The 19,740-nt window shown below is 56.3% G+C and carries 16 protein-coding genes and 1 pseudogene; 4 read left to right on the top strand and 13 right to left on the bottom strand.

What is annotated here, in order from left to right; genetic code table 11:
• Positions 1-45: 45 nt before the first annotated feature.
• The 5 genes from IHE30_RS05850 to IHE30_RS05830 form a co-directional block, all read right to left on the bottom strand.
• Positions 46-1,089 carry a hypothetical protein gene (locus tag IHE30_RS05850; RefSeq protein ID WP_337689479.1) on the bottom strand — a complete coding sequence of 348 codons (1,044 nt, stop codon included), beginning with the start codon at positions 1,087-1,089 and terminating at the stop codon, positions 46-48.
• A complete protein-coding gene (locus tag IHE30_RS05845) occupies positions 1,076-2,335 on the bottom strand; it encodes a 3-dehydroquinate synthase (RefSeq protein WP_337689478.1) in 1,260 nt (419 codons plus the stop codon). The genes IHE30_RS05850 and IHE30_RS05845 overlap by 14 nt, the downstream gene beginning before the upstream one ends.
• Before the next feature lie 507 nt (positions 2,336-2,842).
• On the bottom strand, positions 2,843-3,925 hold the full coding sequence (locus IHE30_RS05840; RefSeq protein WP_337689477.1) for a ferritin-like domain-containing protein: 1,083 nt from the start codon (positions 3,923-3,925) through the stop codon (positions 2,843-2,845).
• 34 nt (positions 3,926-3,959) lie between these two features.
• Complete coding sequence (locus tag IHE30_RS05835) at positions 3,960-5,861, bottom strand: hypothetical protein (protein WP_337689476.1); 1,902 nt, start codon at positions 5,859-5,861, stop codon at positions 3,960-3,962.
• 190 nt (positions 5,862-6,051) lie between these two features.
• Positions 6,052-6,198: a glycosyl hydrolase 108 family protein gene (locus IHE30_RS05830; protein WP_337689475.1), complete on the bottom strand. Its 147-nt coding sequence runs from the start codon at positions 6,196-6,198 to the stop codon at positions 6,052-6,054.
• A 1,917-nt stretch (positions 6,199-8,115) separates the two neighbouring features.
• Here IHE30_RS05830 and IHE30_RS05825 point away from each other — a divergent pair.
• Together IHE30_RS05825 and IHE30_RS05820 are read left to right on the top strand one after the other, a co-directional pair.
• Positions 8,116-8,598: a glycoside hydrolase family 108 protein gene (locus IHE30_RS05825; RefSeq protein WP_337689474.1), complete on the top strand. Its 483-nt coding sequence runs from the start codon at positions 8,116-8,118 to the stop codon at positions 8,596-8,598.
• A 2-nt stretch (positions 8,599-8,600) separates the two neighbouring features.
• Entirely contained in the window at positions 8,601-9,251 is a 651-nt protein-coding gene (locus IHE30_RS05820; protein WP_337689473.1) for a hypothetical protein, read from the top strand.
• A gap of 1,475 nt (positions 9,252-10,726) precedes the next feature.
• Here the strand turns inward: IHE30_RS05820 and IHE30_RS05815 are convergent.
• Both IHE30_RS05815 and IHE30_RS05810 read right to left on the bottom strand, forming a co-directional pair.
• Entirely contained in the window at positions 10,727-11,104 is a 378-nt protein-coding gene (locus tag IHE30_RS05815; RefSeq protein WP_337689472.1) for a transposase, read from the bottom strand.
• A 168-nt stretch (positions 11,105-11,272) separates the two neighbouring features.
• The gene (locus IHE30_RS05810; protein WP_337689471.1) at positions 11,273-11,458 is read right to left on the bottom strand and encodes a hypothetical protein; all 186 of its coding nucleotides are present in this window, start codon (positions 11,456-11,458) and stop codon (positions 11,273-11,275) included.
• 208 nt (positions 11,459-11,666) lie between these two features.
• Here IHE30_RS05810 and IHE30_RS05805 point away from each other — a divergent pair.
• A pseudogene (locus tag IHE30_RS05805) lies at positions 11,667-11,798 on the top strand (IS3-like element ISBcen23 family transposase); the annotation flags it as partial.
• A 116-nt stretch (positions 11,799-11,914) separates the two neighbouring features.
• On the opposite strand, the gene IHE30_RS05800 reads toward IHE30_RS05805, so the two are convergent.
• The 3 genes from IHE30_RS05800 to ppsA form a co-directional block, all read right to left on the bottom strand.
• Positions 11,915-12,835, bottom strand: coding sequence for an SPFH domain-containing protein (locus tag IHE30_RS05800; protein ID WP_337689470.1), 921 nt, complete (start codon positions 12,833-12,835; stop codon positions 11,915-11,917).
• Positions 12,836-12,849: 14 nt separating this feature from the next.
• A complete protein-coding gene (locus IHE30_RS05795; protein WP_337689469.1) occupies positions 12,850-13,299 on the bottom strand; it encodes an NfeD family protein in 450 nt (149 codons plus the stop codon).
• A gap of 145 nt (positions 13,300-13,444) precedes the next feature.
• On the bottom strand, positions 13,445-15,850 hold the full coding sequence (gene ppsA, locus IHE30_RS05790) for a phosphoenolpyruvate synthase (protein WP_337689468.1): 2,406 nt from the start codon (positions 15,848-15,850) through the stop codon (positions 13,445-13,447).
• Positions 15,851-16,117: 267 nt separating this feature from the next.
• Between ppsA and ppsR the strand changes: the two genes are divergently transcribed.
• A complete protein-coding gene (gene ppsR / locus IHE30_RS05785; RefSeq protein ID WP_337689467.1) occupies positions 16,118-16,936 on the top strand; it encodes a posphoenolpyruvate synthetase regulatory kinase/phosphorylase PpsR in 819 nt (272 codons plus the stop codon).
• A 10-nt stretch (positions 16,937-16,946) separates the two neighbouring features.
• Here the strand turns inward: ppsR and IHE30_RS05780 are convergent, their stop codons facing one another.
• Genes IHE30_RS05780 through lpxB form a run of 3 tightly spaced genes read right to left on the bottom strand, consistent with a single transcriptional unit; the run spans position 16,947 to position 19,736 of the window.
• Positions 16,947-17,726, bottom strand: a complete 780-nt coding sequence (locus tag IHE30_RS05780; RefSeq protein WP_337689466.1) for a TrmH family RNA methyltransferase — start codon at positions 17,724-17,726, stop codon at positions 16,947-16,949.
• Between the two features lie 31 nt (positions 17,727-17,757).
• Positions 17,758-18,561, bottom strand: coding sequence for a ribonuclease HII (gene rnhB, locus IHE30_RS05775; protein WP_337689465.1), 804 nt, complete (start codon positions 18,559-18,561; stop codon positions 17,758-17,760).
• Positions 18,558-19,736 (bottom strand): lipid-A-disaccharide synthase, encoded by a 1,179-nt coding sequence (gene lpxB / locus IHE30_RS05770; RefSeq protein WP_337689464.1) that lies wholly within the window; start codon positions 19,734-19,736, stop codon positions 18,558-18,560. The genes rnhB and lpxB overlap by 4 nt, the downstream gene beginning before the upstream one ends.
• Positions 19,737-19,740: the final 4 nt, after the last annotated feature.

Genomic DNA, 19,740 nt, shown 5'->3' with positions numbered 1-19,740 from the left:
TCTCGCGATTAACGAAACCGCGCCAGGGTGGGTTGGTTCAGTCTTTCAACGTGTCTTCGCTGACTTAGCCGGCATTTGCGGTTCGCTTTTCTTGCCGTCCGTACAGTCGGTTGCAAAAAGACAGCACCATGGCGGATGAGGATTATCTCTTAGCTTCGCTTTGACTTTTTGCCAAACTTCTTCTCCTGGTTTTTCAACTTTGAAATTTTTGAAGTTTTGACTGACAATGGGGGCGTTAGGGTATGGGACACTCCGGTCTCCCGAGAAAAAGAAAGATTGCGGCACTTTATATTTTTTATAATCCGTAACGAATTTGTCCCCCCAGAAAGCATAGCCAAACAAAATATCGCTAGGCACGATTATTGAGTAAGCTTGAATCTTGCCTTCAAGATGCTGACTTTGCTTAGGATCGTAAGGCAAATGCTTAATAAAATCGCGCCTCGGCGGATGATTGTCTAGCGAAAACTGACAAATTTCCAGCATGCCCTGAGGTCGGTCCTCAACGTAAGTAAGAAAATAGGCTTTATTACCTAGCGATACAAAAGAACAGGTGTATTTATTATCATGCGGAAAAATCGGCAAGCATCGCTTGTCATAATGCTCCATCATCGCGCCTTGCCCATCCTTGTCTGTCGGTATGTAAGTCGAATCGTAGACTGTCCAGCCGCTTGAAATTTCATAGTCTTCGATGGGCTTTAGATTTCTTGGAGGATCGTCGTATGGCGGTGAAAATGTGTCATAGTTTTTGAACACCCGATACATGGTCCAATCGCTAGTCCAATACTCAGGGAATTCCGGCTCTGGTTGAGGTCGCCCAGTTTGATGACTGTAATCACATTCTGAACCGGGCGTATTGCAACCTTTTTCGTTATGCACTCCGTTTGTGGGATAAATATGCCGTTCGCAGATTTCTTTATCTTTCCGACTCTCGCAAACGTCACCCGTCGGATTGAGGAAGACCTGATTATAAGGTTTGCCTGTACCTGACGCTGAGGCCATGCATGCTAAAGTTAGCAGCAACACCAAAGCCGATTGAGACCATAGCTCGTGTAGTTTTGCGCTATGAGTTTTAAGCTTATACCATTTCATGATAAACCTCCTTTCTCTCAATGTGCAAACGATGTCTATCTTGCTCTTGTAACCAGTCGATGGCTGCATTGGCTTCGCACTCGTCAATGGTGTGAACTTCCACGCTTTGCCCGATTTTTTTAATTAATGTGACGGTCAACTCGCCGCCCAAATGTTCACGGAACTCAGTGAGCCCTTCCAGCACCTGTCGCCGCCCAGATTGATCGCGTGCATCGAGCGCGTCGTGCCACAAACGGAACCCCAGATGGCCCAGCAACGTGTACATTGCAGCCAATACAGGCTTTTCTAACAAACCTATGGCCACTGCATAACGGGTATCGAGTGCGAGGCCAATCGCGACGGCTTCACCGTGCACGAGCGTATGGGCGCTTAGGGTCTCCAATTTGTGCGCTGCCCAGTGCCCAAAATCAAGCGGGCGTGCACTGCCCGATTCGAATGGGTCACCGCCTTGACTGATATGCTGCAAGTGTAGCTCGGCGCAACGGCGAATCATCCATTGCATCGCGTTCGGCTCGAAATTCGCAAGCGCACTGGCATGGGCCGTCAGCCAATCGAAGAAGGTCCGATCACGGATTGCAGCGACTTTAACCGCTTCGGCCATGCCCGCGATGCAATGCCGTGCAGGCAGCGTCGCGATAAAGTCAAAGTCATTGATTACCGCAAACGGTGGGGTGAAGGTGCCCAAGAAGTTTTTTACTCCAAAAGCGTTAATAGCCGTTTTAACACCGATGCCCGCGTCATTCTGAGCTAAAACTGTCGTGGGCAACCGGATCAGCCGCACGCCGCGATGCGTCGTGGCTGCCGCGTATCCGACCGCGTCCAGCACCGCGCCGCCACCGACCGTTACCACACAAGCATGACGGTCGATGTGCTGATCGTGCAACCATTGTTGTAACGCGCGCACCGCGTCTGGCTCGTGCTTGAGTTGCTCCCCGCCAGCCAACACACGCGGCGCGTCAACCAATTCAAGCGTGTCTGCATGACGCAACGCATATGCCTGTAAAGCCTGGACGATAGCGGGATTGGCATTAGCCAGGCCGGCATCGACCACGGCAACGAAGCGGTGGCGCCGGTGCGGTTCCAGCCGGCAGATTGCTCGTTGCAACGTCAGATTGTGTGGGTCACTAAATACACCGCGGGTGAAATACACGGGATATTCAAACGGTACATTGAAACGTTGCATCACGCTATCGGTATCGACGGCATGGACAGACGAATTCTCGTCAACTGGTCCGTCTTCTTTCATGGATTCCGACAGACATTGCATGGCGATTCCTCTTTGGCAAGGGACAAAACGCTAAAATCCAAAGCAGTTTTTTCTCAACTCAGCAGGCCGCAGTGACAAATTACGTTTGCCACTATAAATTTGAAATCTTGACTACCGTTTCAAGCCATTTAGTTTTTCAGCTCAATGCCAAGCATGTGAGCACCCCCATGACGGTTCGAGCAATATTGACTACTTTCTGAACTACCTGCTCTGGCTGGCTGTCGCCATTCCAAATAACCACCCTCATTACCAATAAGTTGTTCAAACATGTCTTTGAAAGTTCTCATACTGGTAACCTGGAAAAGAAACGCGCCTTACCGTGAAGCGGTGCACCCCCCTTACAAAAAATTTGGTCACACCTCCATCCACACGAATTATTCCCACTTGCCTACCATTAAGCAATGGACAGAAAGGGCAGGCGTTTTGAGCAATGATGATCACACCGTCTTGCCACCACACCCGCTCACTTGACTTCGAGGTGATCGGTTAGATCCCATTGCCGGGATCCACCAACTGATATTCGAAGCTCGGGCCGGTCACCACTTCAGGGTTGGGAATACCGGCCATCATGTTTTTAGCTTGGCCTTTCAGCGACATCATTAAACCGATCGCAATATTGAATTGCTCGGGTGTGGCATGACCGTTAACCAGTTTGTTCAGGGCCGTTAATAGATTGGTATAAGCATAATTGAAGTTATTGCAAGCCAGTTGCTGCGCTGAACCCGGTGGATAATTAGCAGCTTTCGGGTCAGTCGGAACATTATAGACACCCTGAGGATCGAACTGTATTAGATTACCCGAGTAGGAATAAGGGGGGGGAGGAGACGAATTTTTTAGTAGTTGCCTGCCCTTCTTGATTTGCATAAATCGGTAATAATGCGCGTAACCATTTTCCCCGGGCTCGTCAGGTGAATTACGAGTACCCTCGCCCTGCTGAATAATGGTTTCAATCGCCAGCTTCGCCGTCTTGACATTCGTGACGACAATTGACCCTTTCATCAGGTCCGGCCCAACCTGATTACGCGGCGGCTTAACGAACACGCTATCACCCATTAACTCAATAAAAATTTTAATAATTTCATAGAATTGACCAATCGTTATTGGTTGACTGGGTTCAGCGAAAAACTCCGGCTTGCCAAGCTTAGCAAAAAGCGCCATTAAACTTGGATAATCGAGGGGGGTTTCCGGTTCTTCAATAGTTAAAAAAGTGTCGAGTTGCTTCAGTGAAAACGGCGCAAGATGGACTTCCAGCCCCCCTTGCACGCCGCCCGGTAATGGCCCGGGATACTTGGGAATAAAATTGGGGTGCCCGATATCTGGGTTACCACCTAGTGCGTTGAGAACATTCGACGCCAGCGTCATATGTAACATTTCTTCCATGACCACTGACAGCAGAATATCGGCAATCTCCTTGTTCTTTGATGCGTCCAGCGAATACAGCGCATAGAGGTAAGGGGGAATTGTCGCATGTTCCAGTTCAATTGCTCGCTGCAAGACGGAGCATATCGCTGACACAGGTTGAGCGGTTTGCAGGTCTTTCAGGATAGAGCGCTGTTCAAGGAGAATCATTGCGTAGCCTCTCAATGTGGTAGGACTGGGCGGATCAGCGTAAGGACAAACGACGGGCGCTGGCAGCGGCTTTGCCGCCTTCGGCGCCAGCTTGTATTGGATTGGCGGGTTGCGTGCCAGCGCTCAGCACCTGTGCAGAAGGGAGCGCGGGCGCGACACTCCCGAACGTAGGATTATCCAGCCATGTCAGAATTGCGGCGCGTTTGGCTGGGGATAAATCCCGCGTTACCGGCATGTAGTTCGGATCGGTTGGGTCCAGACCGAATACCAGTTTGAGCAAAGAAGCGTTTTTGACCACTTCATCATAGTTAGCCATGTTCAGAAAGCGGCTCATGATCGGGTACAAGTTAGCGTACTGTTGGAAAATGGGTTGGAGATCGGTCCAGGTCACCGGTTGAGCTGGCTTAAAGTCGCTCCATAGCAGAATGCTGATGAAGTTCCACTGATTCGATGGGCCGTTGTACTGTGTATCCGCAAATGCAGGCCGGATGCCATACACTTGGCCGTCAATACTACAGCCCGATTTAAAACAGCGCGGCATACCGGGATCGCTCGCGTCCAGTGTCAGTATCGCTACTCCCTCGCTGTTAGTGACGATGTTCCCCACGAAGTCTTTTGACAACGGTGTTGTCTCACCCGTTTCGCTATCGACGAACTGCAGCGCGGTCAGCGGCGTTGCAACGGGCGGTATGTCCGATGGATCAATAGAGTTGTCTGGCTGCAGTTCACTCGAATCCGGCGCGAAGCTCAGCTTAACGCCAGCAAGCGGTCGCCCCCATTGAATAGCGTAGACGGGAATTTGCGTCCGAGCGCCCGGACTGATGCGATAGACGAAGCGGTCGGCACGCACAAACACCCCACTCTTCCATTCACTAATGGAGAATTTTTTGTCTTTGCTGCTCAGAGTCAACGGTGCCGCTGACACCGCTAACATCTGTGCTTGCGTTAGGGGAAGCTCGACCACACCGGCGGTGAGGGGGTACCAGTTTTCATCAGTATAGCCCTTGGAACCTTTTGAAAGGACACTACCTAGTACCTCTGGGTTGCCATCTGGTTTTAATACACTGAGCGTCAAATCGCCCAGGTCGTTTATCCCACCGCCCGGTTTGGATGTGCTCAGCGCGTTGCCCAGATCGAGAAAGATAGCGCCGGCGTCATTGCTCTTTTTAACAATCTGAGCCGGAAAAAAATTGATGCCGCCTTTAGGTTTAAAAAATTGGCTTTTCTCCGAAGACTCATCTGCCATGAACTGTCGACCTATCACTATGCTCCTCGGTTCGGACTTTTCCGAAGGTCCAATTGTGCCGACGATACGCCCGCACGCGAATTCGGCTGACTTAAAATCCATGTTAAAGCCGTCAACGTTAAATTTGATCGACAGTTGAGTGGAACTCGCATTCTTCAGAGCCGTCAGGAAGTTCGAGTTCGATACGTCGCCCCATTCCAGGTTGGTCAGCACAGATTGGTACATGGCGCCGGCAATCTGGTCGCCTTGCGATTCGTTGGTAGCTCTGTCCCAAATATCGAGGAACGGTGCAGGAGAAAAATTCCCGCACATTAGCGTATTGCCGTTCACGTCAGTGATACGCATTTGCAAGCCCCAGATCTCAGAGACCAACTGCTGATAGGGGTCCAAATCCACCAGTCTCGCGCTGACTCTGCTGTTTGAGTCCGCAATCAGGTATTTCCGGACCGGGTCATCGGAATCAACGGATCCGGATGGCAACCAGGCCGATGTAACCTTGCATCCGAGCAGCCGCCACGCAGCATCGCCGGACGGATTCCACCACCCATTGGCTGCTGTTTGACTTTGCATTTCTTGATAACTCGGCAGAAACGTTGCATTATTGAAGTGTCCAGCATCATTGTTGACGGTGGATACGTTGGCTTGAAACTGGCCAGCAAAGTGCAATCGCAATGGGTTGAGGTAGCTCATGGTATTTTTGTCGTAGGAAAATAAAGAAACATTGCTCGAAGTTTTTCAAAATGGCTTGACCAAACTAACCAGGTTAACTTCCACATATGCGCAAACATCGACGCTAACATTTGGAATAGCGATACACGCGTCATAGAACTGTCGCAGCGCAGCGGATCCTAGTAAATACCTTGGCAATTTGCTTTGCTGCCTAAGGCGGTACATTCCACATTGGGCCGGCATAGCCCCACGCGAGCGCGGCGCGCCGGGTCACGCCCCACCTCGTTTCACCGCCGGGATCCTGACGGCGATCTGAATAACCACCCTCGTTACCAATAAGCCGGTCAAATGTATTCATACTGATTCACCTGGATAAGCAACGCGCCGCATTGTAGAAGGCAGAGGCTTGTGTATTGAAAAATCTCGTTTGAAGCAAATCTACCTTTTTTCTTCATTGTCCTACTCTCATTAAGGCTGACATCGATCAAACACAGCAGAAGTACCTTGTCATTGACAATAGCTGTTTTACTGACCGTCAATTCCGTTGCAAAATCGTCTTATTGCTTATCCCCTTATCGCGTCATCTCAACTCGATAAGGTGCCAACCATCAACAGAGGAATGCACTATTTCAAACAAACGACTACAATAACAGCAATCTACCAATACCGACGGTCATGCATGCCACTGCCTAAATAGACAACGCACTTAAGACACAATTGCGTCACAGCCTGCGGAACAGGTAACAAATTTTAGGCAAAGAAGCACAGGAAAGCAGGTACACTGCATCAGGGCAACGCGGCTTGCATCTAAGTCAAGGAACTTCGTCATTGCGTTCACTCCAGACATCGCTTTCATGAAACGGCGGCTACCGCTGCCGACGAATCACCTCGTTTTTTCTGGTCCATACCCACTTGGGATCAACTCCCATTGTCAGATACACAGTCTATCTATAAGGTAAAACCAATATAGAACTAAATTTCCAGTAGTCCAAGTAATTTTTCGTCTTCTAAACCGCCAAATTTATCCAGGAAAACGACTAAATATTTCATATATGAAATATATAGCATTGCAAACTGTGCAATGAGGCTATCCTAAAAAATTGAGCCATTCAAAATTAAAAAAATCCGGCATGATGCACCCTTGACAAGCAGAAGGCGCATTGAATCAAGATTTTTGCTACCAAGCGGAGCCTGTTGCCTCATGTAATTTGTTACCCGTCAGAATGCTGGTAGGGACGACTTATGATGAGGCGAACATGACCGGAATTGATTGAGGCAGCCGGTAAGCGGTACCGCTGATCTGAGCGATACGAGAAGCGCGAAGTACTAGAGGAGTTTGTTCAGAAGAGAGCTTATCAGCGTAAGCACGCTATCCGTGTGCTGTGTCTTCAAGCACGAAGACCGATGCGCAGCGCACGCTATCACAATCAGGTGCGAGCCGCGCGGATCACGCTGTGAGAGAGTCTGCCGATCGGATCTGCGACAAACGACTGAAGGGGCTCATTCCAACGCCGAGCAATTCAATGATACAGCAAGTTCACCTGAGGCTATCGAAGCAGGTTTGCCGACGACTAAACCAGATCAGCAGCGCTGCCATTGACCAGCTGCTGCGTGACGTGCGGGAACAGGTGTTCGCGGGTCAACGCCGACGCGCTGGCGCAGTGAGCAATGTGATTCGCCGTGCTATGCACGAAGTCGCTGTCGATCTTGCTGCCATCGCAATGCTTGACAAAATCAACCTCGAGATAGCCGAGTAGTGGATTATTCTATTTAGAGCCGGATTCGGCAACCTGCATTGCTCGCGCATGAAATCCTAATTATAGTGGAGTATGGCTCCTCGCTTTATAAAGATCGTCTTATTCGGTATAATTTTCACAAAACATTGCGCTATGAAAATTTTTCATTTCTTCAACATCATAATTTTCTAGCTAGCTTTACTTCACAAAACTAACATTAGCACTTGACATCCAAATCGAGTGGTATAGATTGAAGTCAAGGCTTCATTTTTTGGAAGGTATCAGCTGATGCAGACAGACTTCGCGCTAGCACCATTACGTATCATTGCTTTATCAAATTTGCATATTATAATTTCAGTAGTTAATGTTTAGCATCACAATTTCGGACAAATTGCGCGTTGTGTAGTGCCATAAACCTGAACAACTAGGCAAGTTCACAAGGTTGCAAACAGATTTATAAAATTGACGGACGTGATTTTATTATGCTGTTTGAATCGCTTCTTGTGTCAGATGAATGAATGTTACTTTTGTGGACCAGTATGAGTACTTTTGATGACGCCTTTGAGCAGCTCATTGGCAATGAAGGGGGTTATTCCAATCACCCTCAAGATCCTGGCGGTGAAACCATGTGGGGCATCATCCAACGGGTGGCACTCGCGGGAGGCTATACCGGCCCCATGCAAGATTTGCCGCGTGAGACAGCCAAGCACATTGCCAAGGCGCTTTACTGGGATCCGCTGCACTGCGACAGCTATAACGCGCATGTTGCGTTTCAAATCTTAGATGCCAATTACAACGGTGGCCCTGTTGTCATTTGGATGCAGCAAGCCAGCGGCGCGCTTGCCGACGGCAAACTCGGACCCAAGACGATCACCGCAGTGCAAACGGTTGACCCGGAGCTATTTATTCTGCGTTTTGTGGCCGCGCGTCTAGCCTATTTAACCGCGTTGCAAACGTGGCCCAGCTTTGGGCGTGGCTGGGCACGGCGAATCGCCACTAATTTGAGGGTAGCCGGAGCTTAATCATGTTACCAATTGTTCTTGCTCTTGCGCAGTTTGCGCCGCAAATCGCACAGTTGATCGGCGGTAGTCGAGCCGAACAGGTTGCGCAGAAAGTGGTCACCATTGCTCAAACAGTCACCGGCACCAGCACGCCAGAACAGGCGTTGGCTGCCATCCAAGCCAATCCTGAACTTGCCTACCGGTTTCAGGAATCGATCGTTGAGAGCCAAGTCGAGTTGCAGCGTATCGCCGTTGAGTTGGAGAAGGCCCACATCACCGCCAACATTGAAACGGCAAAGGCAAACGCAGCCGACCGCGCCAATGCTCGACAGATGGCACTAACTGCGCAAGACCGCACCCCGTATAACCTCGCTTATTTGTATACAGGCGCCTTGTTTTTGGTGATTGGCGCGCACTTCTGGCTGTTGTTTTCCCGCATACCGGTTGAGCCGCTTGCTTTTGGCGTGCTCGGCAATATCGAGGGCGTGCTCATTGCAATGGTCTTGGGTGCCAAGGAGTTCTTTCTCGGTTCGTCCTCCACGGCGAAAAAGCAGGCCGCAGTGATTACTAGCTTCGCTACCGATCCGGACACTTATGCGACAACTCAAGCGCTAAATCCTATGGTGGATCGTACCGAGAGTGCATTGCCGTCATTAGCTAAGGACAAACCATAAAAATTATTCTTAATAAATACAAGTCTTCGATAGGATCACTCAGAGGTAGTTTTAGTTACGTTGAACACCCTTGTTTTCACAAGCCCTCAATAAAAGTTTGTTTTTAAAAAATTTTTTGAAAGTCACGTGAAATTTATCAAATCACCATGCTGGTCAACCGCAGTTTAACGATCCACTGGAGAATGGAAATTTTGCGCCGCGATCGAGCGGCTTGCCTCGCCGACTCCGTCAGCCGTCAAGGCAATAGGCCTGACTCAACCGGAGCAAAATCGGCCACCCCGCCGAAGTTACCACCGCGGCAAGATATGAGCGGCAACAGCACGCAAACGTGTGACGTGGCCATCTCGCCGGCGGCGGGCCGGCGGGCGCCACAGTTGCGCGGATCCTAGCCGGCTGGGGCTTCGCCGTCACCGTGATCGCCGGTCATGACAGCCGAAAGGCCGGCGAGGTAATGGGACCCGAAGCGAACCAGGTACTGAATGCGCTTGATCTGACCTCTCTATTTGCAACATCAGCAGGGATTGCAGCGCAGTGCGACGGCGTGATCGCGCACTGGCCCTCGGTGGGTTTCGATCGCGCAGACCACGGCCTGCGCGATGTCTGCGGCTGGGCAATAGATTCGCCGCGATTGGTGGCAGCGCTCAAACGCCTGGCGCTGATCAATGGCTGCCATTGGCTAGATGGAGCCGTTCTGGCAAGTGGGACACGCAACACCTCTAGCTACGTGCTGTCGCCCACCGCATCGTCGACGACAAGCTCATTGCGGCCACAGCACGGCCTGAAACGTCATGCGCCCCAGCGTGACCCATACCTGCGCATGACTGTGACCCCTCATGGGTGGTGGTATTGTACTGACGGCCCAGCCGATGACACACGTGTGGCGATGGTGGCCGACCCGCTTGATAGTGTAGGCCGGCCGGATGCGCTGGAGCGTACCTTGCGGCGGCTTCTCAAATATCTGTACCCTGGACTGGCTTCCACGGCCACGTCGAAAATATCTGTCATGGACGCGTCTAGCGCGCGGCTGGACTGCTGCGCGGCAGATAGCTGGCTGGCAGTCGGCGACGCGGCAACGGCCTTCGACCCATTGTGCGGCCAAGGGCTGAACCAGGCTTTTGGCTCAGCTCTCGCGGCGGCCCACGCCATCCGAGAATGTATGGCCGGCAACCCCGATGCGCTTGCCGCATACAATCACGCTGTGCAGGCAGCCTACCGCCATTCACGCGCTCAACTTGATCTCCGCTATGCCTACCGGGGCCATTGTGAGCCAAGCCCGTTCTGGCCGGCCCGCGCACACCGGGCTCGTAGCCTAAATACATCAGCTTATAGCTTGTCGATCAGCCGTAAGCGTTGCCCCACTCCCGTCTGTTCATGAGGGTGTAAAGTGGGCAACCTAATTTCTACCAAATTTGATACTGTCAACAGCAACTTAGAAGTGGCTCTTCCGCACTTTGTGTGAAGTTTCACGTCACAAGTCAGCACCGATTCAGCACGCGAATACGAAGCAGTTGGAAGCCGGCGCGGCCATACATTTGGCGCTTGAGGAACTTGAGCCGATTGACATGGCCCTCGACGATACCGTTGCTGTAGGGTGTGAGTAGTGCAGCATGTACGGCATCGTAGTCGTGGCCAATGCCTGTTGCAAACCGCTGCATTTCTGGTACACCGCTGGCCTGCGCTTGGCGCAGCCAGCTTGCCAACGCTTGATGTGCGCGGCGCTTGACTATGTCGGTGAACTCGAGCGACAGCCGCCGGATCGCCACAATCTGTGGATTTTGCTCGCCGAGTCGTTGAACAAAGTGCTCGATGTGCCGCTTGTTGTCGTCGGTGAGCGACGCCGTGCCCCGACCCATTAACCAGCAGCCTACGCGGCGAGTGGAGGGCACTGCTCGTGACACAGCAGTACGCAGCTGCTGCGTGATTGCACAGCCTTGTCGCCAAGGCTGAAGGGCTTGGCGTACGATGCCGCAACCGCCGTTGAACCCTTGGCCCACGATTTCCCCATACAACCTCGCCGCGTTCTAGCAGCCTTCACGCCAGCGCTGGGCAAGATACGCCCGATAGGGATCCAACTTGCTGGCGGTTAGCAGCCGTTGCGCCCACCCAGGGAACCCACCGGCATTGATCTCATGCCGCACCGTACGCCGATCCAATGCCGTGATACGCGCAATCGCGCGTATTGCCATCCCACTTTGATGGTGGCGCATGATCGTCCCATAGCGTGCGAGCCGCGCTTCGCGCCGCTACGCTTGTTGCTCCTTTGCGCGCGATGTTTGCTGCCACACCGGGCAAATTCGATTTGATCGCGGGCAATGTGAGAGAAGCGTCCTCGTGATCGAGTGAGCGTGCAACTTCGCGGATAGGCCGCTGGCAGCGGCTCAGTGTGCGTTCAATGGCATCGCCAAGATTGTTCACGTACTCATCAAACGTTGGCGTCAGTTTTACAATGAGTGCCGGCCCCGTAGCGCGCATCGCTACCAACCTCCAGCCATGGTCCGTCGAGCCCTGCTGGATTCCGATAGTATGGACGCGAGGCTCACTGCCTGATTGGTCACAAGTTTCCGCCGCAAGTCATGAACGGTACGCGACAATCTGGGGCACATGTCGCTGACCACTACGAACCGACGCGTGCGCCTGGCGGCCTGGCCAACACGCTGTTTCGGCTACACGTCACGCTTGGCGTGCACGATACTCAGCGCGGAGGCGATCATCGTGCTCATGTCGGCCAAATTGGCCGGGACAATCAGTGTATTGCCTTGCTTGGCCAGGTTGCCAAAAGCACTGACATATTGTTCGGCAACCTTCAGATTCACCGCATCCATGCCGCCACGCGACTGAATGGCATCGGCGATTTTCTGGATCGCTTGCGCATTCGCGTCGGCCACAGCGAGGATGGCGGCAGCCTGCCCCTGGGCCTGGTTGATCGCGGCCTGCTTCTCCCCTTCGGATTGCTGGATCGCCGCCTCGCGCGCGCCGGACGCCAGGTTGATCTGCTCCTGCTTGCGGCCCTCGGACGCAGCGATCAGTGCCCGCTTCTCCCGCTCGGCTGTAATCTGCGCCTGCATCGCACGCAAGATTTCATTGGGCGGCGTCAGATCCTTGATTTCATAGCGCAGCACCTTCACGCCCCAGTTCGCTGCCGCATCATCGAGCGCCGACACGATGCTATGGTTGATCAGGTCGCGCTCCTCGAACGTCTTGTCCAGCTCCATCTTGCCAATGACCGAGCGTAACGTCGTCTGCGCAAGCTGCGTGATCGCCATCACGTAGTTCGCCGAGCCGTACGAGGCCTTCATCGGATCGGTGACCTGAAAGTACAGTACGCCATCGACCTGCAGTTGCGTGTTGTCGCGTGTGATGCAGACCTGCGACGGCACGTCGAGCGGAATCTCCTTGAGCGAATGCTTGTACGCGACGCGATCGACGAACGGCAGCACGATGTTCAGGCCCGGCGTCAGCGTCGCGTGATAGCGGCCGAGCCGCTCGAGCACCCAGGCATGCTGCTGAGGCGTGATCTTCACGCATTGCGTCGCGATCACCACCACGACGACGAACAAAACCAGTGCGACAATCGAAAGTTCCATGACGTAGTATCCCATCAGGCTGTGGAAGAAGGGCGAGCGGCCGGTCGGGCGGCGACGATGAGCCGGTTGTCGCGCACCTGGCGAATCAGATACCAGTGCGCATGCTCGCTCTCGCCGGGTTGAAGCTCGACATCCCATTGCGCACCGCGATAGTTGACGCGTGCCCGGCCGTTCTCCCAACGTTCGACGCACACCGTCTGGCCAATGTCCAGTAGCACATCGGCGTCCCGCACGTCGCGGCGCTGCCGATGACCGTAGCGAGAACGCCGCAGCACTGTCACGGCGGCCAGCGCCACCAGTGCAGCCAGCGCAAGCTGTGCGGCCACCGGCATGCCGATTTCGTGCGCAACACCGCCCGCCGCACAGCCCAGCGCAATCATCAATAGGTAGAACGTGCCGGTCGTCAGCTCGACTACCAACAGCGCACCGGTCGCGATCCACCAAATGAGTCCCGAACCTGCCATCGCGATCCCCTCAATAAAAAAACACCCCGGTGCCGTCACCGAGGTGTCTTATAGCACGAAGCCCGCTCGCGCCGCGAGCCGGCCGCGCGTCAGCGCCCGGTTTCTGGCGGCCAGCGCATCGTCCGGCCCGCCAGCGGACGCGGTGTCATGCCGCCTTCGCGCCGTCCGCCTGCGCGAGCGCCTGCCAAGTCTCGATCACCGTATCCGGATTCAGCGAGATCGAAGCAATACCTTCCTTCGTCAGCCACGCAGCAAAATCCGGATGGTCCGACGGGCCCTGGCCGCAAATGCCGACATACTTGCCCAACCGCAGGCAAGTCTCGATCGCGCGCGACAGCATGAAGCACACTGCCGGATCGCGCTCGTCGAAGTCCTGGGCGAGCCATTCCATGCCCGAGTCCCGGTCCAGGCCTAGCGTCAGTTGCGTCAAATCGTTCGAGCCGATCGAGAAGCCGTCGAAATACGCCAGGAACTGCTCGGCCAGGATCGCGTTGGACGGCACCTCGCACATCATGATCAGTCGCAAGCCGTTATCGCCGCGCTTGAGCCCAAATTGGGCGAGCAGCTCGACCACCCGCTTGGCCTGACCCAGCGTACGCACGAATGGCACCATGATCTCGACGTTGGTTAGGCCCATCTCGTCACGCACGCGCTTGAGCGCACGGCACTCCATTTCGAACGCGGCGGCGAACTCGTCGGCGATGTAGCGCGATGCCCCCCGGAAGCCGAGCATCGGGTTTTCCTCGTCCGGCTCGTAGCGCGAACCGCCGATCAGCTTCTTGTACTCGTTCGACTTGAAGTCCGACAACCGCAAAATCACCGGCTTCGGATAGAACGCCGCGGCAATCGTCGCAACCCCCTCGGTCAGCTTGTCGACGTAGAACGCACGCGGTGATGCGTGACCGCGCGCCACGCTCTCTACGGCTTTCTTCAAATCCTGATCGATATTTGGATAGTCGAGAATCGCCTTCGGATGCACGCCGATATTGTTGTTGATGATGAACTCGAGCCGCGCCAGCCCGACACCGGCGTTCGGCAATTGCGCGAAGTCGAATGCGAGTTGCGGATTACCCACGTTCATCATGATCTTGACCGGAATTTTGGGCAACGCGCCGCGCTGCACCTCGGTCACCTCGGTCTCAAGCAGCCCGTCGTAGATCTTGCCCTCGTCGCCCTCCGCGCACGATACTGTCACCAGCGCACCGTCCTTCAGCACGTCGGTCGCGTCACCGCAGCCGACCACGGCCGGCACGCCAAGCTCGCGCGCGATGATCGCCGCGTGGCAGGTACGGCCGCCCCGGTTCGTGACGATCGCCGACGCGCGCTTCATCACCGGCTCCCAGTTCGGATCGGTCATGTCCGCCACCAGCACATCACCCGGCTGCACACGCTCCATCTCGGAAGGATCGTGGATCACGCGCACCGGACCGGCACCAATCTTCTGACCGATTGCCCGACCGGTCGCAAGCACCTGCGACTGGCCCTTCAGCTTGAAGCGCTGCTCAATCTTGCCGGCCGCCTGGCTCTTCACCGTCTCGGGGCGCGCCTGCAGGATGAACAACGTGCCATCGCGGCCGTCCTTGCCCCACTCGATGTCCATCGGACGCTGGTAGTGGTTCTCGATGATCACCGCGTACTTGGCAAGCTGGATCACATCCTCATCGGTAATCGAATAGCGATTGCGCTGCTCCGCCGACACGTCAACCGTCTTCACGCGGCCCGACTCGCCCGGCTGCGTGAACTCCATCTTAATCAGCTTGGAGCCAATCGAGCGGCGGATGATCGGATACCGTCCCTGCGCGAGCGTCGTCTTGAACACGTAGAATTCGTCCGGGTTCACCGCGCCCTGCACCACGGTCTCGCCCAGTCCGTAGCTGGAGGTGATGAACACGGCATCGCGAAAGCCCGATTCGGTATCCAGCGTGAACATTACGCCAGCCGCACCGACATCCGAGCGCACCATCCGCTGCACGCCGGCGGACAACGCCACTTCGGCGTGCGTGAAGCCCTTGTGCACGCGATACGAAATCGCGCGATCGTTGTACAGCGACGCGAACACGTGCTTGATACGATCTAGCACGTCGTCGATGCCCACGACGTTCAGATACGACTCCTGCTGGCCGGCAAACGACGCATCAGGCAAGTCTTCGGCCGTGGCCGACGAGCGCACCGCAAACGACAACTCCTGGGGCGAGGAGGCCTGCAGCTTGTTGAACTGCTCGCGGATCTCCGCCTCCAGGCGCGGTTGCAGCGGCGCGTCAACGATCCACTGACGGATGTCCTTGCCGGCCTCGGCCAGCGCCTTTACGTCATCGACATCGAGCGTCTCAAGGCGCTTGGCGATTCGTCCGGTCAAGTCATTATGCGCGAGGAATTCGCGGAACGCGTGCGCAGTCGTCGCGAAACCGGTCGGCACGCGAACGCCTGCCGCAGCCAGTTGGCTGATCATCTCGCCCAGCGATGCATTTTTTCCGCCGACCGAGTCGACGTCTGTCATTCGTAGTGCTTCGAACGGTAGGACGTATGCTCCGTTATGTGCTGCGTTAGACATGAAAGCCCCTAAGTGGTAGAAAATTTTCGGCATACGCGAGTGGGGCCCGTGCGCGCGGCTCCATTGGAAGCCGCAACGCACCTCGCGCAACCTGTTTGACAAGCCATCGCAGGCGCCGCGAGGGTTGCCTTACCTGCAATTGCTTGTCAAACAGGTTGCCGCTATTCTACCGTGCTACGCTGCAAAAAAACTCCAGAATCCCCGCTCAGTCCCTTTAACCGACGGAAATCCGAGCCTGCCCGCGCGGCGCTCTACTAGACAAGCATCATGCCTGCACCGACTGTATTCATCGTCTCCGATGGCACCGGCATCACTGCGGAAACATTCGCGCATTCGATCCTGTCCCAATTCGACCAAAAATTCCGCCTCGTGCGCGTGCCATTCATCAACTCGTCGGAGAAGGCTTACGCCACGGTCCAGAAAATCAACGAGGCGGCCACGCTGGACGGACGCCGCCCGGTCGTCTTCACGACGCTCGTCGATAGCCATTCAAACGAGATCGTCAAACACTCGAATGCGCTGGTCATGGACATGTTCCAGACCTTCATTGAGCCGCTAGAGCAGGAATTGCAAACCCAATCGACCCACGCGATCGGCCGTGGCCACCAGGCTGCCGATACCGAGGAGTACAAGAACCGGATCGAGGCGATCAATTTCTCGCTCGCACATGACGATGGTCAGAGCAACCGCAACCTGCAGGATGCGGATGTGATCCTGGTCGGCGTGTCGCGCAGCGGCAAAACGCCCACTAGCCTTTATCTAGCGATGCAGTACGGTGTGAAGGCGGCCAATTACCCGCTGATCCCGGAAGACTTCGAGCGCGGCAAGCTGCCCACGCCATTGTATGCCCATCTCAACAAGATCTTCGGGCTGTCAATCGATCCACAGCGGCTCGCCGAGATCCGCAACGAACGCCGTCCAGGCAGCAAATACGCTGCGCTGGAGAATTGCCGCTACGAGGTCAACGAGGCCGAGGCGCTGATGCGCCGCGAGGGCATCAAATGGCTGTCATCGACGCACAAATCAATCGAGGAGATCGCGACGACGATTCTGCAAGAAATTAAGCTCGAGCGGCAATCATACTGAGCGCGCGCCGCTACGCGACACGCCGTTGCCGGCATTGCTCAAAAAAGCACACGGCGGCAGCGGCAGCGACGTTCAACGACTCCATGCCGCCGGGCTGCGGAATGGTCACGCGCCGGTTCACCGCGGCGCGCCACTCAGCCGACACGCCGGCGCCCTCGTTGCCGAGCACCCACGCAAGCGGCCCGCTCAGGTCCACATCGTACAGCGCCTGTGCGCCATGCGAATCGGTGACGCACACCGGCACCGCGAGCCGTGCCAGCAAGTCGGCGGCCTCCACCTGCTCGTGCACGCGCAGCAGAAATTGCGCGCCCATGCCGGCACGCAATACTTTAGGCGACCACGCGTGCGCCGTGCCAGGCGAGCAGAACACATCGCCGATTCCGGCCGCAGCGGCACTGCGCAAGATCGAGCCGACATTGCCGGCGTCCTGCACGCCGTCGAGCACCACGCAAGTGGCCTCGACGCGTTCGGGTAGCGGCCGTGGCTGCACGTCCACCACGAATGCAACGCCAATCCCGTTGACAAGCGTCGACAACTGCGAGAACAGCGCGTCGCTGAACCGCACGATGCGGGATGGATCGAGCCGCGCGACGATCTGCGCGGTCTGCGCCTGCGCCAGCGCCGCCTCGGTCAGCACGCAATGCACCGGCTGGCCGACCGAATCGAGATAGGCTTCGGCCAAGTGCAGGCCCTCGAGCAGTGCCTGGCCACGCTTGCTCTGCTGTGCAGACACTGTCAGCGCCTTTAGGTGCTTGAATAGCGGATTATCCCGCGATGTGATGGTTTTCATCGGCTCAGCCGGTGGGCAGTTGTCGCGCGGCTCAGCATGGCGGCGCGTCATCGGCCAAGCGACTGTCGTCGCGCCGCCCGTTGTCCCACGCTGCGGACTGCGCGCTCGTGTCCACCGCGGCGTCGCTGGCACTGGCACGCGCCGGTGACGCGTCCACCACGCTCACAGGCGTCGCACCCAGCCCGAGGCTCAAATAGGCCTGGCGCACCGGCGCAAACGAGCGCCGATGGTGCACGCACGGCCCATGGATACGCAGCGCAGCCAGGTGCCGCGGCGTGCCATAGCCCACATGTGCGTCAAATCCATAATGCGGAAACTCACCATGCAGCGCATGCATCATCCGGTCCCGCGTGACCTTCGCCAGAATCGACGCAGCGGAAATCGACGGCACCAGCGCATCACCACCAATCACCGCCTCGGATCGCACTGACAGCACCGGGCAGCGGTTGCCATCGACCTTGACCAGCGCAGGCGTGACCGCGAGGCCCTGCACCGCGCGCTGCATCGCCAGCATCGTCGCGTGCAGGATATTGAGCGTATCAATTTCGTCAACGCTCGCCGACGCGATGCAATAGGCCAGCGCGCGCTCAACAATCCGGTCGAACAGCTTTTCACGCGTCGCCGGACTCAGCGCCTTGGAGTCATCGAGCCCGCGAATGCGCGGTGCGGCGGGATTGAGAATCACCGCGGCAGCCACCACCGGACCCGCCAGCGGCCCGCGCCCCGCCTCATCAACGCCGCAAACGAGGTCAGCCGGATCGTCGAAGTCCAGCCCGCGCTGTGCAACGGCAGGCGCGCCAGCGCAGCCGGGCGTACGCATACGGCGCCCGGTCATCGAAGCCTCCTGCCTGACGGGCCCGAGTCGATGACATCGACAATCACTTCCGCGGCACGCTCAGCGGTGTTGCAGCGCAAACGTTCATGCATCTCGGTGAACAGCTCGACCAGCGTGCGCCGGTTCGCCTCATCGTTCAGTTGCAGCAGCATCGCATCGGCAAGCGCCTGTGGCGTCGCAAAGTGCTGCAGGATCTCGGGCACGACAAATCGGCCGGCCAGGATGTTCGGCAAACCAACGTACGGCAAATAGCCTTGCCGCTGCATGATCTGCCCGGTCAACCAGGGCACCTTGTAAGCAATCACCATCGGCTTTTTCAGCAACGCGGCTTCCAGCGTCACGGTGCCGCTCTTGACTAGCACCGCGTCGGCCGCCGTCATTGCCAACTGGGCATTGCCCTCGGTCAGCGTCAGCGGCAATGCCGGGTAGCGGTCCGCGAGCGGCTGCAGCAGCGCGCGGATGGCCGCGTTCGGCGCGGGTACAATAAAGCGCAACGATGGCTCGCGCTGATGCATCAGGTCCATCGTCGCAAAGAACGTCGGGCCGATCAACTCGATCTCGGAACGGCGGCTACCCGGCAGCACCGCGACGACGGACCCGTCGTCCGGCAAGCCACTCGCGCGCCGCGCGCTCAGGCAATCCGGCTGCAGCGCAATCGCGTCAGCCAGCGGATGTCCGACATACGTCGATGCCACGCCGGCCTTGTCCAGGATCGCCGTTTCAAACGGAAACACGCACAGCATGTGGTCTACCGCCTTGACGATCTTCTTGATGCGCCCGCCCCGCCACGCCCAGATCGACGGGCAAACGAAGTGGATCGTCGGGATACCCGCGTGCCGCAGCGCCTCCTCAAGCGAGAAGTTGAAATCCGGCGCATCGACGCCGATGAACGCGCTTGGCGGCTCGGCCAACAACTGCCGTTTCAATTCACCACGAATGCGCAGGATTTCCGGAATATGACGCAGTGCCTCGACATACCCGCGCACCGACAACTTGTCCATCGGCCAGTGCGCGTCAAACCCGTGCGCGGCCATCCGCGGACCGCCGATGCCATAGTACTGCGTGCCTGCCGGAAGGCGCGCGGCGAGCCCGTCGAGCAACGACGCCGCTAATAGGTCGCCGGACGGCTCACCCGCCACCATCGCGAGCTTGACAGGACTCAAATGTAGCGTCATCGTC

This window comes from Mycetohabitans sp. B46 (assembly GCF_037389205.1).
Classification (GTDB): domain Bacteria; phylum Pseudomonadota; class Gammaproteobacteria; order Burkholderiales; family Burkholderiaceae; genus Mycetohabitans.
The sequence above is the reverse complement of the archived record's forward strand: the minus strand, read 5'-3'. Positions and strand labels throughout refer to the sequence as shown.

Bases quoted from the DNA above. Each gene is read 5' to 3' on its own strand.
- IHE30_RS05850 (WP_337689479.1), bottom strand. From the start codon at position 1,089: ATGAAATGGTATAAGCTTAAAACTCATAGCGCAAAACTACACGAGCTA.
- IHE30_RS05845 (WP_337689478.1), bottom strand. From the start codon at position 2,335: ATGAAAGAAGACGGACCAGTTGACGAGAATTCGTCTGTCCATGCCGTC.
- IHE30_RS05840 (WP_337689477.1), bottom strand. From the start codon at position 3,925: ATGATTCTCCTTGAACAGCGCTCTATCCTGAAAGACCTGCAAACCGCT.
- IHE30_RS05835 (WP_337689476.1), bottom strand. From the start codon at position 5,861: ATGAGCTACCTCAACCCATTGCGATTGCACTTTGCTGGCCAGTTTCAA.
- IHE30_RS05830 (WP_337689475.1), bottom strand. From the start codon at position 6,198: ATGAATACATTTGACCGGCTTATTGGTAACGAGGGTGGTTATTCAGAT.
- IHE30_RS05825 (WP_337689474.1), top strand. From the start codon at position 8,116: ATGAGTACTTTTGATGACGCCTTTGAGCAGCTCATTGGCAATGAAGGG.
- IHE30_RS05820 (WP_337689473.1), top strand. From the start codon at position 8,601: ATGTTACCAATTGTTCTTGCTCTTGCGCAGTTTGCGCCGCAAATCGCA.
- IHE30_RS05815 (WP_337689472.1), bottom strand. From the start codon at position 11,104: ATGGGTCGGGGCACGGCGTCGCTCACCGACGACAACAAGCGGCACATC.
- IHE30_RS05810 (WP_337689471.1), bottom strand. From the start codon at position 11,458: ATGCGCCACCATCAAAGTGGGATGGCAATACGCGCGATTGCGCGTATC.
- IHE30_RS05800 (WP_337689470.1), bottom strand. From the start codon at position 12,835: ATGGAACTTTCGATTGTCGCACTGGTTTTGTTCGTCGTCGTGGTGGTG.
- IHE30_RS05795 (WP_337689469.1), bottom strand. From the start codon at position 13,299: ATGGCAGGTTCGGGACTCATTTGGTGGATCGCGACCGGTGCGCTGTTG.
- ppsA (WP_337689468.1), bottom strand. From the start codon at position 15,850: ATGTCTAACGCAGCACATAACGGAGCATACGTCCTACCGTTCGAAGCA.
- ppsR (WP_337689467.1), top strand. From the start codon at position 16,118: ATGCCTGCACCGACTGTATTCATCGTCTCCGATGGCACCGGCATCACT.
- IHE30_RS05780 (WP_337689466.1), bottom strand. From the start codon at position 17,726: ATGAAAACCATCACATCGCGGGATAATCCGCTATTCAAGCACCTAAAG.
- rnhB (WP_337689465.1), bottom strand. From the start codon at position 18,561: ATGACCGGGCGCCGTATGCGTACGCCCGGCTGCGCTGGCGCGCCTGCC.
- lpxB (WP_337689464.1), bottom strand. From the start codon at position 19,736: ATGACGCTACATTTGAGTCCTGTCAAGCTCGCGATGGTGGCGGGTGAG.